The sequence below is a fragment of the Vibrio sp. 14G-20 genome (assembly GCF_026241515.1).
GTDB lineage: Bacteria > Pseudomonadota > Gammaproteobacteria > Enterobacterales > Vibrionaceae > Vibrio.
The window spans coordinates 140,147-159,363 of sequence record NZ_JAPHPW010000001.1 but is presented as its reverse complement, the minus strand read 5'-3'; the positions used below and the strand labels follow the sequence as shown (position 1 = coordinate 159,363).

At 45.0% G+C, this 19,217-nt stretch carries 16 protein-coding genes; 8 read left to right on the top strand and 8 right to left on the bottom strand.

From position 1 onward, the window contains the following. Positions 1–53: 53 nt before the first annotated feature. The 5 genes from xni to queF all read right to left on the bottom strand — a co-directional run bounded on the left by xni (position 54) and on the right by queF (position 7,526). Positions 54–827 (bottom strand): flap endonuclease Xni, encoded by a 774-nt coding sequence (gene xni / locus OQJ75_RS00760; RefSeq protein WP_265970507.1) that lies wholly within the window; start codon positions 825–827, stop codon positions 54–56. Between the two features lie 159 nt (positions 828–986). Next, positions 987–2,351 (bottom strand): nucleotide 5'-monophosphate nucleosidase PpnN, encoded by a 1,365-nt coding sequence (gene ppnN, locus OQJ75_RS00755; protein ID WP_265970506.1) that lies wholly within the window; start codon positions 2,349–2,351, stop codon positions 987–989. Positions 2,352–2,682: 331 nt separating this feature from the next. Continuing rightward, on the bottom strand, positions 2,683–4,248 hold the full coding sequence (locus tag OQJ75_RS00750; RefSeq protein WP_265970505.1) for a GGDEF domain-containing protein: 1,566 nt from the start codon (positions 4,246–4,248) through the stop codon (positions 2,683–2,685). Positions 4,249–4,366: 118 nt separating this feature from the next. Then, on the bottom strand, positions 4,367–6,625 hold the full coding sequence (locus tag OQJ75_RS00745) for a tetratricopeptide repeat protein (protein WP_265970504.1): 2,259 nt from the start codon (positions 6,623–6,625) through the stop codon (positions 4,367–4,369). A 55-nt stretch (positions 6,626–6,680) separates the two neighbouring features. Next, complete coding sequence (gene queF, locus OQJ75_RS00740) at positions 6,681–7,526, bottom strand: NADPH-dependent 7-cyano-7-deazaguanine reductase QueF (protein WP_265970503.1); 846 nt, start codon at positions 7,524–7,526, stop codon at positions 6,681–6,683. A 131-nt stretch (positions 7,527–7,657) separates the two neighbouring features. Between queF and syd the strand changes: the two genes are divergently transcribed. The 3 genes from syd to OQJ75_RS00725 all read left to right on the top strand — a co-directional run bounded on the left by syd (position 7,658) and on the right by OQJ75_RS00725 (position 10,594). Continuing rightward, complete coding sequence (syd, locus tag OQJ75_RS00735; protein WP_265970502.1) at positions 7,658–8,203, top strand: SecY-interacting protein; 546 nt, start codon at positions 7,658–7,660, stop codon at positions 8,201–8,203. Positions 8,204–8,207: 4 nt separating this feature from the next. Then, positions 8,208–8,984, top strand: a complete 777-nt coding sequence (locus tag OQJ75_RS00730) for a Zn-ribbon-containing protein (RefSeq protein WP_265970501.1) — start codon at positions 8,208–8,210, stop codon at positions 8,982–8,984. Positions 8,985–9,388: 404 nt separating this feature from the next. Next, complete coding sequence (locus OQJ75_RS00725) at positions 9,389–10,594, top strand: carbohydrate porin (protein ID WP_265970500.1); 1,206 nt, start codon at positions 9,389–9,391, stop codon at positions 10,592–10,594. Positions 10,595–10,676: 82 nt separating this feature from the next. Here the strand turns inward: OQJ75_RS00725 and OQJ75_RS00720 are convergent, their stop codons facing one another. The 3 genes from OQJ75_RS00720 to metN form a co-directional block, all read right to left on the bottom strand. Then, positions 10,677–11,486 (bottom strand): MetQ/NlpA family lipoprotein, encoded by an 810-nt coding sequence (locus tag OQJ75_RS00720; RefSeq protein ID WP_017069493.1) that lies wholly within the window; start codon positions 11,484–11,486, stop codon positions 10,677–10,679. 81 nt (positions 11,487–11,567) lie between these two features. Beyond that, complete coding sequence (locus OQJ75_RS00715) at positions 11,568–12,251, bottom strand: methionine ABC transporter permease (protein WP_017060764.1); 684 nt, start codon at positions 12,249–12,251, stop codon at positions 11,568–11,570. Further along, positions 12,241–13,275, bottom strand: a complete 1,035-nt coding sequence (metN, locus tag OQJ75_RS00710; protein ID WP_017060763.1) for a methionine ABC transporter ATP-binding protein MetN — start codon at positions 13,273–13,275, stop codon at positions 12,241–12,243. Before metN ends, OQJ75_RS00715 begins: the two co-directional genes overlap by 11 nt. 240 nt (positions 13,276–13,515) lie before the next feature. Here metN and gmhB point away from each other — a divergent pair, with 240 nt between their 5' ends. The 5 genes from gmhB to treC all read left to right on the top strand — a co-directional run bounded on the left by gmhB (position 13,516) and on the right by treC (position 19,154). Further along, complete coding sequence (gmhB, locus tag OQJ75_RS00705) at positions 13,516–14,067, top strand: D-glycero-beta-D-manno-heptose 1,7-bisphosphate 7-phosphatase (RefSeq protein ID WP_060468351.1); 552 nt, start codon at positions 13,516–13,518, stop codon at positions 14,065–14,067. Between the two features lie 110 nt (positions 14,068–14,177). Then, positions 14,178–14,519, top strand: coding sequence for an MliC family protein (locus tag OQJ75_RS00700; RefSeq protein ID WP_048612235.1), 342 nt, complete (start codon positions 14,178–14,180; stop codon positions 14,517–14,519). 91 nt (positions 14,520–14,610) lie between these two features. Beyond that, the gene (gene treR / locus OQJ75_RS00695) at positions 14,611–15,555 is read left to right on the top strand and encodes a trehalose operon repressor TreR (RefSeq protein WP_265970499.1); all 945 of its coding nucleotides are present in this window, start codon (positions 14,611–14,613) and stop codon (positions 15,553–15,555) included. 204 nt (positions 15,556–15,759) lie between these two features. Then, positions 15,760–17,184, top strand: a complete 1,425-nt coding sequence (gene treB / locus OQJ75_RS00690; RefSeq protein ID WP_265970498.1) for a PTS trehalose transporter subunit IIBC — start codon at positions 15,760–15,762, stop codon at positions 17,182–17,184. Positions 17,185–17,468: 284 nt separating this feature from the next. Beyond that, positions 17,469–19,154 (top strand): alpha,alpha-phosphotrehalase, encoded by a 1,686-nt coding sequence (gene treC / locus OQJ75_RS00685; RefSeq protein ID WP_265970497.1) that lies wholly within the window; start codon positions 17,469–17,471, stop codon positions 19,152–19,154. The last annotated feature ends 63 nt before the right edge of the window (positions 19,155–19,217 follow it).

The following is a 19,217-nucleotide window of genomic DNA, read 5'->3' as shown; positions in this document are numbered from 1 at the left end:
TCTGAAGCTCTGTATAAGAGACGTTCGTTATAATAGGGCTTTGTATATGAGAGTTAAGCGTTCGCTTCGTAGCGAATGTCTTGCAGGTTAAAACCTAAATCAATGTCTGTTTTCAGAGCCGAAACCAGCTTACACAAGCGAGCTGATTCGATATGTTCATCGAACTTCTTGCGATATTTCTTCGGCAGGTCTTCTGCTTGATAGGCGGTTTCAATATCAGGGTAGGTGGTTAGTATCTCTTTTGCCGCTTTCGGGCCGACACCTGGAATCCCCGGCACTTGGCTAGAGCTCACACCCGTTAAGCCCCAGTAATCAGCAAGTTGTTCAGGCTTTACGCCAAACTCAGCTTCGATAAAGGGTTTATCCAACCATCGATGTTGGAAGTAATCACGGATCTGCAGGGTAGGTGATAGCAGTTGGCAGTAGCCTTTATCCGTCGAAATGATGGTGACGGTTTCTCCGTGGTCGGCCACTTTCTTTGCCAATGTTGCGACTAGATCATCCGCCTCATCGCCATCTGATAGTAGTGAATCGATACCTAATTCCCACCAAGCTTGTTGTATCGCATCAAGGCCCTGCATCAGTGGTTCTGGCATCGGTTTACGATTCTGCTTATAGGCAGGAAGTACTTCAGCGCGCCAGCCTCGATCTTGTAAGTGATGATCAAACACTGCGATGATGTGGGTTGGCTTAGACTCAGAAAGGATTTTATTGAGAGTACGAGTTGTCGTGGTGATGGTTCTTGCTATATCGGTTGGATCCGGCTGAACAGAGTGCACGCGTCGGATGAGGTTTAAGGCATCGATGATAACAAGATGGATAGACATAAGTTTCCACTAAATAGGCAATAAAAAAGGGGCTGCTAGCCCCTTATAGTAACGTATCACTTGGTGAGTTGAAACGTTAGCAACGTAAACGTCATAACCTGATTAACTTTATGCCTGCCAATTGGTTATCTGTGACTTGGTTGCAATGAGTGAGTGTAACTAATCGCTCGGCGCAATTTTATAACAAGGCACATAGTCCGTACCGCCCGGCAGTTTCATTCGATGCTGTTCAACAAAGTCATTCAGCAGTTGGTCCATTTTGGTCATCAGCTCTTTGTCGCCATCGATGATGAATGGGCCATGTTTTTCTATTTCTAGAATACCTTCAGCTTTGACGTTACCTGCCACTATGCCAGAGAACGCTTTACGTAAATTCGCTGCTAGGCTCTCTGTTTTTTGGTCCATGTGCAGGTCGAGTGCCGCCATAGACTCATGAGTCGGGTCGAATGGCAATTGGAACTCAGGTTCAATATGCAGTGACCAGTTGTAGCTGTAGGCATCGCCGGTCTCTTTACGGTGAGAGCGCACATCTGGCATCGCTTGCTTCATGATCTTCGCAGCGCGTGCTGGGTCATCAATCACGATCTCATAGTGTTTTTGTGCATCAGGACCTAAGGTTTCACCAATGAACTTATCAATCGAACGGAAGTAAGCTTCGCTCTCTTTCGAGCCCGTTAACACAATCGGCATTGGTTGCTCGGCGTTATTCGGGTGCATCATGATCCCTAAGATGTACAGCAGCTCTTCAGCCGTCCCGGGGCCACCAGGGAAAATGATGATGCCATGCGCCATACGAACAAACGCCTCAAGACGCTTCTCGATGTCTGGCATAATCACTAGCTCGTTCACGATTGGGTTTGGTGGCTCAGCAGCAATGATTGAAGGCTCTGTTAGCCCTAAGTAACGATGATCGGTGTAACGCTGTTTTGCGTGACCAATGGCAGCCCCTTTCATTGGGCCTTCCATCGCACCCGGTCCACAACCCGTACAGATGTTCAGTTCGCGTAGGCCGAGTTCATTACCTACTTCACGAGTGTATTGGTACTCGTTGGCATTAATAGAGTGACCACCCCAACATACAATCAGGTTAGGCTCGATGCCCGGCGTCAGCGCACCTGCGTTTCTCAAAATACCAAATACTAAGTTGGTGATGTGAGTGGCGTTGGTGAGGTTGAGCCTTTGGTTATCGGCCAAGTGCATGTTGACGTAAACAATGTCACGCAACACTGAGAATAGGTGTTCTTGGATGCCCTTGATGATTTCACCATCGACAAAGGCATGCTCAGGTGGGTTGCTCAGTTCGAGCTTGATACCACGCTCACGGCGAACGACTTCGACATCGAACGACAGATACTTGTCGAGCAACTCTTTAGAGTTGTCGGTGTGGCTACCTGAGTTGAGTACCGCTAACGTACAGTTACGATACAGTTGGTACAGATCACTAGACGCGGTTTTCTTAAGACGCTCAACCTCAAGTTGAGAGAGTAAATCCATGCTACCGGCAGGGCTGATATGAGTGATCATAGTGCCTCCTTGTTGAAAAGAGCAGGGGACGTTGAAGTGACCCTCTGGCTCGAGAGTGAGAAGCAAACGTTGAAAGTGTTTGGTTAAGGGTGAGAGAGTTAACCAGACGAAACGGATACGACAGCGTTGCTTAATGGCTTTTGTAAACTTGCTTAATAGCTCATATGCATTGGCTTAAGAGCGACTATACATTGGTTTAAGAGCGACTTTACAGCATTGCTTGCCAAGAATGCTTGTTAAGCGAATGTTAATCATTAGCTTAGCAAACATTGAGGGAAATGGTATGTGATAAGTATTTGAAAAAATGAAATAAATTAAACCTAGGAAAGGTCTAGTTCCAAACCAGTTGGTTAGTACCGCGCTGTTTTGCTTTATTTAGCGTCTTATTGAGTCGCTCTAGCACTTCTTCAGGTGTATCTGATTCTTTAAATTGAGTACTCGCAGCACATAAGGTAATCGTGATTTGTTGGTCACGGAACTTAAACGGTAAGCGGCTAACTTGAGTCTGGATGTTTTGAATCACCTGATGGCAATATTCATCGGTTTGTTCGGGTAGCAACAAGATAAACTCTTCACCAGAAAAGCGAGCCACAGTATCTGTGGTGCCGGTTTCTTTGGTGATGGTTCTCGCGATGATCTTGAGTGCCTTGTCGCCTGCCGTATAACCAAAGCTATCGTTAATGGCTTTGAAGTTATCAATGTCTAGAAGTACCACACGCAGTGAGTGCTGCGCGCGAATCCAGCGGCGGTATTCCAGTTCTAAGCGATCTGTAAAAGCAGTGCGGTTGTACACCTTCGTTAGAGGGTCAAGCAGCATACGCTGAGCCTGATCTTCCAAGCGCTTACGATAATCTTGGGTCACTTCATAGAGCGAGTCTAACTGAGTCTTTCCGTAACTCATTCTCTCTATTAGAGCTTGTTCTTTCTGCTCTGCGTGATTCAGTCTTTCTGAAAGCGAGGCGATTTCACTGAGTAGGGGATTAATCGACATCTTTAAGCTATCGATGTCTGTGGCTTTATCCACTGAGCTTTGGCTTTTAGAAACTAACTCATTCAATTCTGAATTCAGACCTTGGCGGTGCTCAAAGTAGCTTTGGCTCTGGTCGGCATTTTGGTCTGCGGTTTTGATGCTAGACGCGAGTGAAGAGTTCAGCTGATCAATAAACTGTTCAGACTTTTTACGCTCTAGATTGGTGCCTTCAATGACCAATTTGAGAATTTGCAGTGTCAGCTCAAGTAGGTTTTGTGTTGAAACACCAAGTAGTAGCTTTGCTCGAATATCGGTAAGCAGATCACCCGATTCACCCTCGAAGTCGAGTTCAGTGATCAGATGTTGTAATTCGTTTGATAGGTCGGAAAGGAGTTCTTGCTCTGGAGACTGCGCAGCGTCGGCAAAATGAGTGCGCGAGTTATTCGCCATAATCTTTATGGCACGCTCATAAATACCGAGAAGTTTCATGGCATGGTCGACTTTCTGACTGCCATTGCATTCGGAGAAGCTAAGTAAGTTTCGTAGGTCGCGTTTCAACTGCGCTGGTAAACCAGTGATGCGTTGCAGCGTTTCCCCACTGTGCTTAATGCTATCGTCCAGATATCCGTTCTGTTTATCCATAGCCAACGTTTTCTGCTTAAGCATCCTTTCTAATACTGCCAGCTTTGGGATCATTGAGCTAATGTCTTTTTGCTTTTCTAGCTCTTCCCTAAGGGCAATGAGGTTTTCATCTAAATGGCTGTTACTGCCAACACATGCATCACTTAAAGATGTGACGATACGTTTTAGAACTTTCTGTTCTCGAATAAATTTGAACGAGGTGTCTCTTTGCGTCAAACGGACCTGCTCCAACTGAGATTTCAGCTGGTGGAGTTGCGCCTGAATGTCTTTTTCAAGAATGCCCATAGATGTATTAATTAGCGCCGCGTAGACCGATCTCGATCATTTTGATGAAATTCCGTTACATCGATAATAACAAAACTAAAAATAAGGTCACGACTTGCAAGTCTTAACCGCTCGCAAATCAGTCATCTTTTAGCATTTTTTTGATGTTGTCCTCATTCTGGTACGACGATTGTATTTTAATTAACCCTTGATTAATCGCATGTTTACACGCTTCTCTTATGTTACCGGTTGCAAGGCTTGCAGCTGGTGCATTGTCGATAGCTTTGAGGTATACCCACTGGCTGCTGCGCTCTTTAAGACTTATCTCACGCGCTAGGTTGGTCGACATCAATAACACGTCGAGCAGCTCTTGATCGTTAATCGCTGTGTAAGCGCGTGGTAAGAACGGGTAATCCGCGATGCCCATGCGAACGGTTCGGTTTATGTTGCGTTCTGGTTCGAAGTTATTCACCCAAGACTGAATCTTTTTGAACATCGCCTCAGGTGATAAATCACGGTCTGAGTTAGGTTCGATATAAAGCAGGTTCGCGTCCGAGAAGTGGTAAACACGAGCTGGGCCTTCAAGCTTTGATTTTAAGAACTCACCAAAAGCGTCTTCGAGCTCGAGACCCGCTTTATAACCATTTTGCGTGTACATGTTGCGTAGGAATGGCAAGTCAATCATCACGAAGCGTAAACGGTCGTTGAGTGGTTCATGAATCAATTCACCCATCTGCCATTGCTCAAAGGTTTGGCTGGTTTGCTCTAATGAATTTGAAAGCTTCGCATTGAGCATTCTTAGGTTCGGAAGCTTTGAACGTGAGTGCGTAAACAGGTCGGTGCGCAGTGAGTCCACTTCCTTGGCTAAGGTTTGAATGATGTAGCCGCGACGCAACACAAAGAAGAACAAGATAATACTGAACAAGAATAGGGCGAACGAGATCTTCTGGAACTTACGATGTTCCAGTTTGTATTTCTCTAGCTCTTGCGCTTGGCCTGCGTAGTGCAGGGTTTGTTCAGCAAACTCTTTCTGTTGTCGGAATGCGTCTTCACCAACACGGTTGAGTTTTTGCTGTTCTAAAGAGACAAGACTGTTGTATTGCTTAAGGTTAGCCAACGCCTGTTGTGGGCGACCTGCTTGCTCATAACCTAGAGAGAGTAAGTAGTATGAACGTTGCGATAAACGCATATTCTCGACCTGACGCGAGATCTCAAGTGCGCGTGTCGCATGCTTGATGACATCTTCGCTCTCTTGCAGATGGTAAGCCAAACCTGCTGATAGCAGTGCTGCGCGGCCTTCCAGTTTCGGAATGTCCGTGTACTCCAGCAGTTCAAGGGCACGGGTTAGGTACTGCTCTGCAAGAGGGTAGTTATAAAGACGTAAGTATGTTGCCGATAAACTTAGACGAATATCAATGACTTGGTAGATATCTCGGTCAGTACTTTCATGATCCAGGACGTTGAAGAAATGCACTAGGGCAAGGTTGTATTTACCTTGGTAAAAGTACACATCGCCCATTTTCTTAAGCACTTGTGCTAATACTGGAGAATTTTCAAAGTTATCATAAAAATCAGCGGCTTGAGATAGGTGTTCTAGTGCTTTGTCTAATACTTGGCGCTCAAAGAAAAGCTGTGCCAGTAGGCGGTTTACCTTAGCCAAACGAGAGCTTAAGTTTCCTTCTACCGACTTCCAATAGCCATACAACAACTCAGATAGCGCGTGGTTGTACTCTTTGTGGTTCAGGTAAAATTCACCGACCGAGATATGGTAGTCGATGGTCACTTTTTCAGAGTAACGCTGGTCGAGATAGGTCTTCGCTTCTTGGTAGAACTTTTCCGCTTCATCGATCTTGTTATCGTAAGAGGCGATATCGGCTTTCAACATGATCAAGCGGTAGGTAATGCCTTCCGTCAGACGTAAGGTTTTATTCACCGATTCTAGGTTTGCTTCAATATTGGCGAGATCTGCCTTTGCTTTGGCGGACTTTCTGTCACTTAGCCAAAGTAAGCGTACTTTTAGGATCTCTAGATCCAGTTTGAGGTACTCAAGCTTATAGGTTTTCGCGAGCTCAGAGGCTTTGTCGATGTGCTGAATTGCAATGCGAATGTTGCCAAGGTTGTACTCGGCTTTCGCTAAGATCTTGTAGGCATCGATGCTGCTGTTTGGCGTACGAATCGAAGAGTCTGTCTCTTCGCGAGAAATCGCCGAAGGGCTTTTCTCGCGTTGATCAGAAAGGACACGAAGCGTTAGGTAGCTGTTGGCCATTTGTTTTGCTTGGCTCGGCTCGATCTCAACCAAGTTATTGGCTTCGTTGAGCAGCGCCGATGAATAGACCGACGCATTAACCGATGTGCTTAAGCTTAAAATAAATAGGCTAACGACGTATAACCAACGCATTTCAATGTCCCTTTAAAGATGAGGTAGGTTCCAATAAGTGTGTGTCTTGAGCCTATTATTGGCGAGCCATACGCTTGTTGTGGCTTGGTCTATCTTGCTCTGTTGAACGGTATGGGTTGATATCCAGACCACCACGACGCGTGTAACGAGCAAATACAGTTAGCTTAGATGGGCTACAGTATTTCATGATGTCAGTGAAGATACGTTCAACACATTGTTCGTGGAATTCGTTGTGTTCACGGAAAGAAACTAAATAGCGTAGCAGAGCTTCACGGTCAATTTGCTTACCTGAATATGCGATCTCAACGCTGCCCCAGTCTGGTTGGTTGGTGATCAAACAGTTCGACTTCAATAGGTGGCTGTGCAGTGTTTCTTCCACTTCTTGTTCGCCAGCAGCGCCTTCAAGCAGTGATGCTTCAAAGTCGTAGCTAGTGATTCGGATATCTTGGTTGTCGATACAGTCGCCTTCCATCGTTACGATAGGTTGGTTGGTGTAGTCGGTTACTGAGTTTACATTCACAATGACAGTTTCGCCTGCACATGCTGACAAATCTTGGGTCAATCGCTCAGTTACTTGATCCCAGTTTTCAAATTGAGTCTGGTTATAGCTGTTTAGGTACAGCTTGAAAGATTTTGATTCAATTAAGTTTGGGCTCGTTGCAGGGATGAAAACTTCACCCACGGCGACTTGCGGTAGGCCATTAGTGTTTAGCCACGAAAGTTCGTACATCGTCCAAATATCATGACCAACAAAAGGCAGTTCACCGTTTAGCGCAAGATCATCACGATTCAGGCTACGAGGTACTGGTTGCAATAAACTTGCATCGTATTGGTTAGAGTACTCAGTTTTTTGGCCTAGGGTTAAACCCGCTAGCTCTTTTGCGTCAGAATATTTGCTCATACTTTCGTTTCAAATTCGATTAGAATGGGGTCGATTTTACTGAATCCCCATTACCCTGTCATTAAGTCATCGCTTAATCGGCACGGAAAGGGCTCGGATTCTATTTATTATTTTGTGTTTAGGAGATTTTCATGACTCAACGTGCTCAAGACGCACTACTTTCTTTTAGTCAGCGATACGTTGACGCGTGGCAACAGCAACACCAAAGCTTACCTCGCAATGAGGAGTTGGTGGACGTGGTATCGCCATGTGTAGAAGAAAAGAGCGGCGATGCCGTGTTATGGAAGCACTATCCACGTGAGCAATTCGCTGATTTCACTAACGTTGAAACGGGTATCGAGTTGACGCTGCATGAAGACATCAAAACTTTCTACGGCGCACAATACAGCGCAGATATGAACGCAACTTTTGATGGTAACGATCTGACGTTATTACAGATTTGGAGTGATGAAGACTTCGAGTGTCTACAAGAAAACATCTTAGGCCACCTAGTGACTCAACGTCGTTTGAAGCTAAAGCCAACGGTTTTCATCGCAGCAACTGACGCTGAATTGGACGTGATCTCTATCTGTAACCTAACGGGTAACGTGATTCTAGAGCGCTTAGGCACCAAAAATCGTGATGTACTAGCCGAGACATTGGCAGAATTCTTAGAAAAGTTACAACCAGCGGTATAAATAGATGTACGTACTAGAACTTCAATTTGAGTGTTTTGATAACACAACGGTAAGCGCTGTCGACAAGGCTGTTAATGGCTTAATGGATGCACTTCGTTATAACGGACAAGTGTTAGGTCGTGAGTTCCCAATCGTGATGGGCGATGGTGAATTCTATGTTCGCGTTGTGTGCCCGGAGCAAGATAGCTTGCACCCGCGTAATCACTCAGACTTTGTGAAAGTGTGTTTTGATCGCTTGTCTAACGCGAGCCTACTAGCGCCTAAAATGCGTTTGCTAGGTCGAGATCTGAACTCAGAAGAAGTGGCAGAAGATGAAACGCCAAGCTGGCAGGTGTTATACACGACATTCGTGCACACCTGTTCGCCGCTGCGCAGTGGTGATAGCTTGCTACCAATCCCTTTGTATCGCAATCCACCTACATTCAATGGCGACCATAAAGCCGTATTGAAATGGCAGACAGAATGGCAAGCCTGTGATGAAATACAAATGGGTGGTGGTTGTCGCGCTGAACACGCAACGCTAACCGAGATCAGTGACACTAAGAGTGTGTTGTTTAAACGCGGTTGGGGCCTAAGAGGGCGCATTGAATATCTGACTAAGGTTCCAACCTACTACTACTTGTACCGTGTCGGTGGGATCAGCCTGAAAGATGAAAAAGAGCGCAAATGCCCACAATGTGGTGGCGAATGGCTGCTAGATGCGCCTATCCACGATATTTTCTATTTCAAGTGTGATGACTGCCGATTGGTGTCAAACATCTCTTGGGATCACCTGAAGTAGTCTGCTTGTGGTTATCTAAGCGTCATGCTTTAGATATCGGAGTGCTAATTTAGTGCTCCGATGTTATTTATATTTTTATATCAAATGCTTATATCCTTACGTCATCCCCGATGCCGTGACTTCGTTACTTATCTTAGCTCGATCTTTATTACTCTCTTATCGTTACCCTTTTCCCCTTTAAATACGCACAGAACGTGATATTCAGCTCTTTCTTTAGCGCCAATGTATTCATTGAAATAATCCAACACCCATCAATTTTTAGTTACCTCAATAGTTAGCCTGATCACAATAATCAATCAGTTCTCTTTCAATTTATATTCTGCTCAATATAAATGGGATCGATCCCATGGGAATGTTCCCATTTATAAATAATAACCTGATTCTAGATCTGAAAGGAATGGACGATGAAACTGTTACCTATTGCTGCTGCACTCTCTACTGCTTTACTTGCACCTAATTTATACGCTGATGAAACCACGCCATTGGAGTTTAATGGCTACATGCGCGGCGGCGTTGGCCTGAGTAATGAAGGCGGTTCAAATAGTAAATGGGAGGTGAGTAAAGTTGGACGACTCGGCAACGAAAATGACCTGTATGGAGAATTTGGTTTTAGAAAAGAAGTGTATGCTGAGGACGACGTTTCATTTTTAGTTGATTCCATGTTGTCGTACTGGCAAGGCCAAGATGAGAACGCGGCGGATAAAAGCGTTGATGTAGTTCAACTCAATGTTCAAGCGGTAGGGCTTTTTGAAGACAAGGATATTGGCATTTGGGCGGGTGAGCGCTACTACCAACGCCATGATGTTCACATCGTTGATAACTACTACTGGGATGTAAGCGGTATTGGTGCGGGTGTTGAACACATCAATATGGGACCAGGTAAATTATCGGTGGCTTTGATTCAAGACACAGTGACAGGCGATGTGTTTGATGGCAAAGAGACCACAGCCATGATTGCGGATATACGTTATGCGGGTATTCCATTGTGGAACAATGCAGACCTTGAGGTCGGTATTGATATGAACTTTGCCAATGAAAAGCAGGGCCAAACGGTAGACGCGGATGATAGCGTGATGCTGACAGCCAGTCTAAATCAAAACCTAGCGGGTGGTTTTAACAAAACCATTCTCCAAGTGGCTAACTCTGGCTATGCCGAACAGATGACAACCTTTGGTACCGGTAAGGGCATCGTTCGTGATGCAAACAACAACGATGCTGATGGCTTCCGATTGATTAACTGGGGTGTGCTTGCGATTGGTGAGAACATCGAATTTGGCCACACGGTTCGTTATGCTGCGTCATCGGGTGTTGGTGCGAATAACAGTGATGATGAGTCGTTCAGTGCAGTAATCCGTCCGCTTTATAAGTGGGACAAGCGTATGCGTACCATTCTTGAAATTGGTGGCTTTGTTGAAAGCATTAATAACCAAGACGGTGCGGGTGGTAAGTTCACTGTCGCTCAGGCTTGGGTTCCGCAAGTGGGTTTCTGGTCTCGTCCTGAATTCCGTATCTTCGCCACTTACCTGAATGATGCTGAAAACGACAATGCTTTCGGTGAAGGTAAAAACAGCGAAATGAGTGTCGGCATGCAAGTGGAAGCTTGGTGGTAATTAGCCAACGGCAATCAATAAAAAAGGGGCTGACGTTATGTCAGCCCCTTCGGGTATCTATACAGTGCTGTCGTTTAGTTGATTACCAACCTTTAACGACGCCACCTTGGAAGATGTCAGAAGCTGCGTTGTACACTTCTTCAGTTTGGTAAGCTTTAACGAAGTTTTGTACGTTCTCAGCGTTTAGGTTGTCTTCACGAGAAACGATTAGGTTTACGTAAGGAGAATCTTTGTCTTCAACGAATACGCCATCTTTTTGTGGAGTCAGGTTGATAGAGCTCGCGTAAGTTGTGTTGATGATAGATAGAGCAACATCATCAAGAGAACGCGGCAGTTGAGCTGCGTCTAGTTCAACAATCGTTAGGTTCTTAGGGTTACCCACGATGTCGCGAACTGTAGCTAGAAGACCAGCGCCTTCACGAAGTTCAAGAAGACCTTGTTGCTCAAGAAGAAGTAGAGAGCGACCTAGGTTTGTAGGGTCGTTTGGTACAGCAATACGAGCACCGTCTTGGATTTCGTCTACTGATTTCACTTCTTTAGAGTAACCAGCGATAGGGTAAACAAACGTGTTACCAGCGATAGTCAGTTTGTAACCACGGTCAGCCACTTGCTGATCTAGGTACGGTGCGTGTTGGAATGCATTGATGTCGATAGAGCCATCATCCAGTGCCGCGTTTGGTGTTACGTAATCCGTGAAAGTAACCAGTTCAACGTCTAGGCCGTACTGCTCTTTTGCTACTTTAGCTGCAACTTCAGCAACCTGCGCTTCAGCACCTGCCATTACGCCAACTTTTACTTTAGAAGTATCTACTTCTTTATCACCACAACCTGCTAGTACTAGCGCTGATGCCGCTGCTGCGATAGTAAGTAAACCTTTAAGGCTAAATTTCATAATAATCTCCTTTTAATAAATCTATTTAATTTGGTTCAGACGACTCTTGTCTTAGATAGTTTGCGTTTCAACGCTGAGTCTTTATCTGTGGTCAACGCGGCGAACTAATGAATCACCGATTGATTGAATAATTTGTACAAGCACAATCAACATCACCACTGTTACAGCCATGATGGTCACATCGTAACGGTGGAATCCGTAACGAATCGCGACATCACCTAGGCCACCACCACCAACCGTACCTGCCATTGCCGAGTAGCTCACCAGTGTTACTAGCGTAATCGTTACTGAGTTGATAATAGTCGGTAGTGCTTCAGGAAGCAGAACCTTATTGATGATTTGTGTTGGTGTTGCACCCATCGATTGAGCTGCTTCTACTAGACCTGTTGGTACTTCAAGTAGTGCACTCTCGATAAGTCGAGCCACGAATGGGATAGCGCCAATCGTTAGTGGAACAATCGCAGCTGTTGTACCGATGAAGGTACCAATCAGCATCTTAGTCAGTGGGATAATCGCAACCATCAAAACTAAGAAAGGTACTGAACGACCCACGTTCACAATCGCACCTAGAATCTTGTTTACTTTGGTGTTCTCTAACAGACCACCTTTTTTAGTCGTGTGTAGAATCACGCCTAATGGAATACCGACAGCAAAGCCAACAATGCCTGCAACAGCAACCATGTAAAGTGTTTCGCCCGTTGCGCCTAATAGAAGGTTACCGTTAAGGCTGATCCAGTCAGCAATCTCGTTGAAACTAAAGGACATAACCAAGCACCTCTACTTTTACATTGTTGTCGCGTAGGAATTGGATAGCAGCATTATCATCTGCTTCATTACCGAACAGCTCAGCGACCATCATGCCGAACTTCACGCCACCGGCGTAATCAAGGTCAGAGCTTAAGATGCTGACGTCGATGTTGAACTTACGTGCGATTTGCGTCATTAGCGGAGCATCAACCGTTGCGCCCGTAAACTCAAGGCGTACCAGCGGGTAGCTGCTGTTTACGCGAGTTTCTTGCAAGCGTGCTTGGTAATCTTCAGGAATCGTCAGATCCAAAGTTGAGCGTATAAACTGATGTGCTAGTTCTGTCTTAGGGTGTGCAAAGATGTCACCGACTGTGCCTTTCTCTACTAATTCACCACCGCCAATGATCGCCACTTCGTGACAAATGCTTTTCACTACATCCATTTCATGAGTAATAAGCAGGATAGTGATGTTCAGCTTGCGGTTGATTTCACGCAGCAGCTCAAGAATAGATTGAGTGGTTGCTGGATCCAGTGCGCTGGTCGCTTCATCACACAGCAGTACTTTCGGGTCAGAGGCCAGTGCGCGAGCAATCGCAACACGCTGCTTTTGACCACCACTAAGGTTTGCAGGGTAGGTGTCACGCTTATCAGCAAGGCCAACCAGTTCAAGTAACTCGCTCACTTTCGCTTCAATAATCGCTTTATCTTTACCGGCAAGTTCTAGAGGCAGTGCTACATTGTTAAATACAGTACGAGAAGACAGCAGGTTGAAGTGTTGGAATATCATGCCAATGTTACGGCGCGCTTCGCTGAGTTCTGATTTGCTGAGTTTTGTTAGGTCGATACCGTCAACAATCACTTCACCAGAGGTAGGAGCTTCCAACATATTTACACAACGGATCAGGGTACTTTTGCCTGCACCTGAAGAGCCGATGACTCCAAATATTTGACCTTGAGGAATGTGGAGGTTGATATCAATTAAGGCATTGATTTCTTTAGTGCCTTGATAGAAAACCTTGTTGACTTGATTCACTTTAATCATAGGGAAACTCGTGCAGGTAAAACAGAATAATATATCGATAGCTCGTTCGATTTACAGACGATGCTATGGTGTTCTATGATCTAAGTCAATAGATATTTTTACGTCTAGACGGCTAAACGTCGATCGTATTGCTAGGTTAGAAACAAATCGTTAACGAACGCAAAACTAAATAGATAGTGATGAAGCAAATAAAGCGTGTAATAATTAATGATTAATAGAGAGTTGATAGAGAACTGAATTTTGTCTAAACCGGCTGTTTTTTTAGATCGTGATGGTGTGATTAACGTTGATCACGGCTACGTACATGATGAGCATGACTTTGAATACATCGACGGTGTGTTTGAAGCGGCGAAAGCGTTTAAAGATATGGGCTATTTATTGGTGCTAGTGACTAACCAGTCAGGCATTGCTCGTGGCATGTTTAGCGAAGACCGTTTTCTTTCTTTAACGCAGTGGATGGATTGGAACTTTGTTGATAATGGTGTCGAGCTCGATGGCATTTATTACTGTCCTCACCACGCTGAGCACGGCATTGGTGACTACAAGCAAGATTGTGAATGTCGTAAGCCAAAGCCAGGCATGTTCATTTCTGCTCGTGACTTTCTGAAGATTGATATGGCTAACTCTGTGATGATTGGCGATAAAGCTGAAGACATGATGGCTGCAGAAGCCGCAGGTGTTGGCACTAAAGTCTTGGTAAGAACCGGTAAACCAATCACTGAAAAAGGTGAAGCGTTGGCTAGCGTGGTACTTGATAGCATTAAAGACGTACCCGCTTTCTTAAAAGGCTAAACGTTTATTTGCCACTAAGGTATGGACCTATCATTAGGCACTTACATTAGGTTTTTCGAACCTGTGAATACGCTAAGTGTCGTTGACTATATAAAGATGAGGAACGAAGTATGAAAGCTATGTTGGTAGCATCTCTATGTACGGTAGCATTGGTTGGGTGCTCTAAATCAGCAGCCCCTGAGACTGATAGCGCAACATCGGATGATCAATTCGTGACTTATCAATGTGAGTCTGACGTTTCGTTTGATGTGTCTTACCTTGATAATGAAAAAGCGGTATTACGCTTGCCTGATAATGAGTACCGCCTGACTCAAGTTCCAGCGGGCTCAGGAACCAAATACATCTTAGATGATGGCACTTCAGAGATGATTAACAGCATCACTTTGCGCACGAAAGGTGACAATGCACGTCTAGAACTTGGTCGCGTAGTCTATCGAAATTGCCAAAAGTAAGTCATAGTAAGAACTGCTAGGATTTACAAACAGTTAAGTGAGGGAATCTACCCTCACTTTTTCTTCTCTTCCCTTTAACGTTAGACTTTTTATGAGCAAAAAACTCACTATTCTCGATATTGCTAAGCTGTCCGGTGTTGGTAAGTCAACCGTATCTCGCGTTCTGACCAATGATCCTAAAGTGAAACCTGAAACCCGTGAAAGGGTGGAAAGAGTAATTCAAGAATCTGGGTACACGCCTTCAAAGTCAGCGCAGTCTATGCGCGGTGGCAGTCAAAAAGTCATCGGCGTGATCATCTCTCGTTTAGATTCTCCCTCTGAAAACAAAGCCGTTAGCACCATGCTAGCTGAGTTGTATCGAGCGGATTACGATGTGGTGATCATGGAAAGCCAATTCGATAGAGACAAAACCAACGAGCATCTTCAGGTTCTAAAGCGTCGCAATGTGGATGGCATCATTGTGTTTGGCTTTACGGATTGTGATATTCCAGCGATCGAAGCGTGGGAACACAAAGCCGTGGTTATTGCTCTGGATACCGAGAATGTCACATCGATTAACTATGATAACCAGCAGGTGATCAATAGTGCGTTGGCGCATTTATCGGATCAGGGGATCTCTGACGTTGGCTTTATTGGTGTTGATCCTAGTGATAAATCAACCGGTGAACTGCGTCTTAAGGCTTATCTTGATTGGTGTGAAAGCACCGGAGTGATTGCAAACTATCGTACTGGGCAGCTTCATCATGAAAGCGCTTATCAGCTGGTGGATGAGGTACTGAGCCCTACGACTCAAGCGCTTGTTTGTGCCAGTGACACATTGGCTCTTGGCGTGATCAAGCGTCTGCAAGAACTACAACGTGAAGACGTGGTTGTAACTGGCGTTGGCGGTAATGATCTTCTCTCTTTCTTATTCCCGCGAGTATTTAGCATTGATCCTGGTTACCAATCTGCAGGTAAGCTGGCTGCTAATCTATTGATCTCTCAGCTTTTAGGTAATTCAGAGGTCTCTCATCACACCCAATCCCCTATTCTATAATCCACTCAATTAAGCGAAATTGAACCGCTTAGATTAAAATTAGAGTGTGATCTCTTTCAATTAATGGGACTGTTCCCATTTTAATTTGCCATTCATACGGGCATTATAATAACCGTAATTGGGAATGTTCCCATAAATCTAAATCTGAGTAGTTATAGCTGCATGGTTTAGATGAGTAATTGAATGAAACCAGGGTGGGGTAGTATGAGTAAGATAGCGAAGCAAGACGTTGCGCGTCTTATCGAGTTAGTCGGTGGTAAAGAAAACATTGCGAGTGTCAGCCACTGTCTGACTCGACTGCGTTTTGTATTGAACGATACAGAGCAGGCCAACAAAGCTGAACTCGAAAAACTGAAGCTAGTAAAAGGCTGTTTTACTAACGCAGGCCAATTCCAAGTTGTGATTGGCACTGAAGTTGATGAAGTGTACGCACTTCTGATTGAACAGACAGGTAAAGAGACATCATCAAAAGATGAGGCGAAGCTGGCTGCTCGTCAAAATATGAACTTCCTTGAGCGTGGTATCTCCCATTTAGCCGAAATTTTCGTACCACTGCTGCCTGCCATTATTACTGGTGGTTTGATTCTTGGTTTCCGTAATGTGATTGGCGACATTCGCATGTTCGACGGCAAAACCCTCGTTGAAATCAGTCAATTCTGGGCAACCGTTCACTCTTTCTTATGGTTGATCGGCGAAGCTATTTTCTTCTTCCTACCGGTTGGTGTGTGTTGGGCAACGGTTAAAAAGCTCGGCGGAACCCCTATTTTGGGTATCACGCTCGGTGTGACTTTGGTTTCACCACAGCTCATGAACGCATACATGATAGGTAAATCGGTACCTGAGGTATGGGATTTTGGACTGTTTGTGATTGAGAAGGTCGGTTATCAGGCTCAGGTGATCCCTGCAATGTTAGCGGGTGTGGCTTTGGCGTTCATTGAAACCAATCTTAAGCGCATCGTCCCAGCTTACTTGTACTTAGTGGTTGTGCCATTTGTATCTATTATTTTGTCTGTGATTCTAGCGCACGCTTTCATTGGCCCATTCGGTCGTATGTTAGGCGATGGTGTGGCATTCGCAGCTAAAGCGGCAATGACAGGCGACTTTGCGATTCTTGGTTCTGTAGTATTTGGCTTCCTTTACGCACCTTTGGTTATCACGGGTATTCACCACACCACTAACGCGGTGGATCTGCAACTGATGCAAGACTTAGGCGGCACACCAATCTGGCCTTTGATTGCACTATCAAACATTGCACAAGCATCGGCAGTAGTGGGCATCATTATCTTGAGTAAGCGTGAAGGTGAGCGAGACATCTCGGTTCCTGCGGCAATCTCAGCCTACTTAGGTGTAACAGAGCCTGCGATGTACGGCATCAACCTTAAATACAAATTCCCAATGCTGAGCGCAATGATTGGTAGTGCTGTTGCAGCCGCAATCTGTGGCAGCGCGGGTGTGATGGCGAATGGTATCGGTGTTGGCGGCTTGCCGGGCATTCTATCGATTCAACCTCAATATTGGTCGATTTATCTAGTTGCGATGCTGGTGGCGATAGTACTGCCTATAACGCTAACCCTGTTCTTCTACAAGCGAGCCCAATCAAAGGGTGAGTTAGAAACCGCGAACGCGTAATGCATTTAATAAGCGATGACTTCAATGTGAGTTATCGCTTTTCTCTTAGGAATAATACCAATCGTAGTAACTAACTGGTCATCCTAGCTGGTTAAAACGCTCGATAACTGCGTTATAATTTTTGATTGTAGAATAACTACTTATCAAAAAATTACGCCTTGTTCTCAAGCCTTTTTCCTGCGCTATTTCTGAACACTTACTTACTGTGATTGGTATAACGGCTATTCGACCATGATTTGCATGGTGATTTTTATTTTATATTTTCTGGTAAGTGAGTGTTAGAGATGGCGATGACTGAACATGATGAAAGCTGGTGGAAAACCGCGACCATCTATCAAATCTACCCAAAGAGCTTCTGCGACAGTGGCAGTAAGGGTACTGGCGATATCAAAGGGATCATTTCGAAACTGGATTACCTCAAACATTTGAGTGTCGATGCGATTTGGCTAACCCCGGTTTACGCATCTCCTATGATCGATAATGGTTACGATATCTCAGACTACTACGCGATTAATCCTCAATTCGGCACCATGGAAGACTTCGACTTATTGCTGTCTGAAGCGCACCAACGTGGTATCCGTATCGTGATGGATATCGTGGTAAACCATACCTCGACAGAGCATGCATGGTTTCAATCTGCTTTGGGCGACAAAAACAGCCAGTACCGCGATTACTATATTTGGAAAGATCCCGTAGGTGGTCAAGCACCAACTAACTGGCAGTCTAAGTTCGGTGGTAATGCGTGGGAACTAGATGATGCGACTGGGCAATACTTCCTACACCTGTTCGCCAAAGAACAGGCTGACCTCAATTGGGAGAACCCGGTTGTACGCGAAGAAGTGAAAGACGTTATCAGCTTCTGGGCAGAGAAGGGCGTTGATGGTTTCCGCTTGGACGTGATCAACCTGATTTCAAAGCAGCAAGATTTCCCTAATGATGATATCGGTGATGGTCGTCGTTTTTACACCGATGGTCCACGTGTGCACGAATATCTGAAAGAGATCAGCGAAGCCGTATTTCAGAAGTACGGTAGCGTGACCGTCGGCGAGATGTCTTCAACCACGTTGGAACACTGCCAGCAATACTCAAACGTTGATAACAGTGAGTTATCGATGGTGTTTAACTTCCACCACCTTAAGGTCGATTACACTAATGGTGAGAAGTGGACTAATGCTCCGTTTGACTTCTTACAGCTCAAATCGATCTTCAATCACTGGCAAACGGGATTGAACGGAAAAGGTTGGGGCGCACTATTCTGGTGTAACCACGACCAACCTAGAGTGGTGAGCCGCTTAGGTAACGATCAGCAATATCGCGTTGAATCAGCCAAGATGCTTGCCGCGTCTGTGCATATGATGCAAGGCACACCTTACATCTATCAAGGTGAAGAGATTGGCATGACCAACCCTGGCTATACTGAAATTAGCCAGTATCGTGATGTTGAGAGTACCAATATGTACGACATCATGGTGAACCGTGATGGTGTGGCGCATCAAGATATGATGGCGATTTTAGCGCAGAAATCTCGTGATAACTCTCGCACGCCAATGCAATGGAACAATGAAACTTACGCAGGCTTTTCACAATCACAGCCATGGTTAGATGTTGCTAATAACTACACTGAGATCAACGCCGAGCAAGCATTGGAAGACAAAGACTCTGTTTTTTACTTCTACAAGAGCTTGATTGAATTGCGCAAAGAAGTACCTGTGATTACTCATGGTAGTTATCAAGATCTATTGCCTGAGCACTCATCCATTTTTGCGTATGCACGTGAGAGCGAAGGGCAAACCTTGCTGTGTATTAACAACTATTATGGTGAAGAGGCGGAGTGCGTTTTACCGGAACGTTTTGATATGAGGAAGGCGAAGAGTTTGTTGTCTAACTATCAAGAAGCTAACACTTCAGTAGCCTTACATCATCAAGTCTTACGTCCTTACGAGACTCGTATTCTCTTGATTGAAGAGTAACATTGTTTCTATTTTAACAAACCTAATTATTACGTCCCCCTAAAGATTTAGGCATTTAAAAAA

What these genes read in the sequence shown, in the direction of transcription:
- xni (WP_265970507.1), bottom strand. Translation starts at nt 827, where the DNA reads ATGTCTATCCATCTTGTTATCATCGATGCCTTAAACCTCATCCGACGC.
- ppnN (WP_265970506.1), bottom strand. Translation starts at nt 2,351, where the DNA reads ATGATCACTCATATCAGCCCTGCCGGTAGCATGGATTTACTCTCTCAA.
- OQJ75_RS00750 (WP_265970505.1), bottom strand. Translation starts at nt 4,248, where the DNA reads ATGGGCATTCTTGAAAAAGACATTCAGGCGCAACTCCACCAGCTGAAA.
- OQJ75_RS00745 (WP_265970504.1), bottom strand. Translation starts at nt 6,625, where the DNA reads ATGCGTTGGTTATACGTCGTTAGCCTATTTATTTTAAGCTTAAGCACA.
- queF (WP_265970503.1), bottom strand. Translation starts at nt 7,526, where the DNA reads ATGAGCAAATATTCTGACGCAAAAGAGCTAGCGGGTTTAACCCTAGGC.
- syd (WP_265970502.1), top strand. Translation starts at nt 7,658, where the DNA reads ATGACTCAACGTGCTCAAGACGCACTACTTTCTTTTAGTCAGCGATAC.
- OQJ75_RS00730 (WP_265970501.1), top strand. Translation starts at nt 8,208, where the DNA reads ATGTACGTACTAGAACTTCAATTTGAGTGTTTTGATAACACAACGGTA.
- OQJ75_RS00725 (WP_265970500.1), top strand. Translation starts at nt 9,389, where the DNA reads ATGAAACTGTTACCTATTGCTGCTGCACTCTCTACTGCTTTACTTGCA.
- OQJ75_RS00720 (WP_017069493.1), bottom strand. Translation starts at nt 11,486, where the DNA reads ATGAAATTTAGCCTTAAAGGTTTACTTACTATCGCAGCAGCGGCATCA.
- OQJ75_RS00715 (WP_017060764.1), bottom strand. Translation starts at nt 12,251, where the DNA reads ATGTCCTTTAGTTTCAACGAGATTGCTGACTGGATCAGCCTTAACGGT.
- metN (WP_017060763.1), bottom strand. Translation starts at nt 13,275, where the DNA reads ATGATTAAAGTGAATCAAGTCAACAAGGTTTTCTATCAAGGCACTAAA.
- OQJ75_RS00700 (WP_048612235.1), top strand. Translation starts at nt 14,178, where the DNA reads ATGAAAGCTATGTTGGTAGCATCTCTATGTACGGTAGCATTGGTTGGG.
- treR (WP_265970499.1), top strand. Translation starts at nt 14,611, where the DNA reads ATGAGCAAAAAACTCACTATTCTCGATATTGCTAAGCTGTCCGGTGTT.
- treB (WP_265970498.1), top strand. Translation starts at nt 15,760, where the DNA reads ATGAGTAAGATAGCGAAGCAAGACGTTGCGCGTCTTATCGAGTTAGTC.
- treC (WP_265970497.1), top strand. Translation starts at nt 17,469, where the DNA reads ATGGCGATGACTGAACATGATGAAAGCTGGTGGAAAACCGCGACCATC.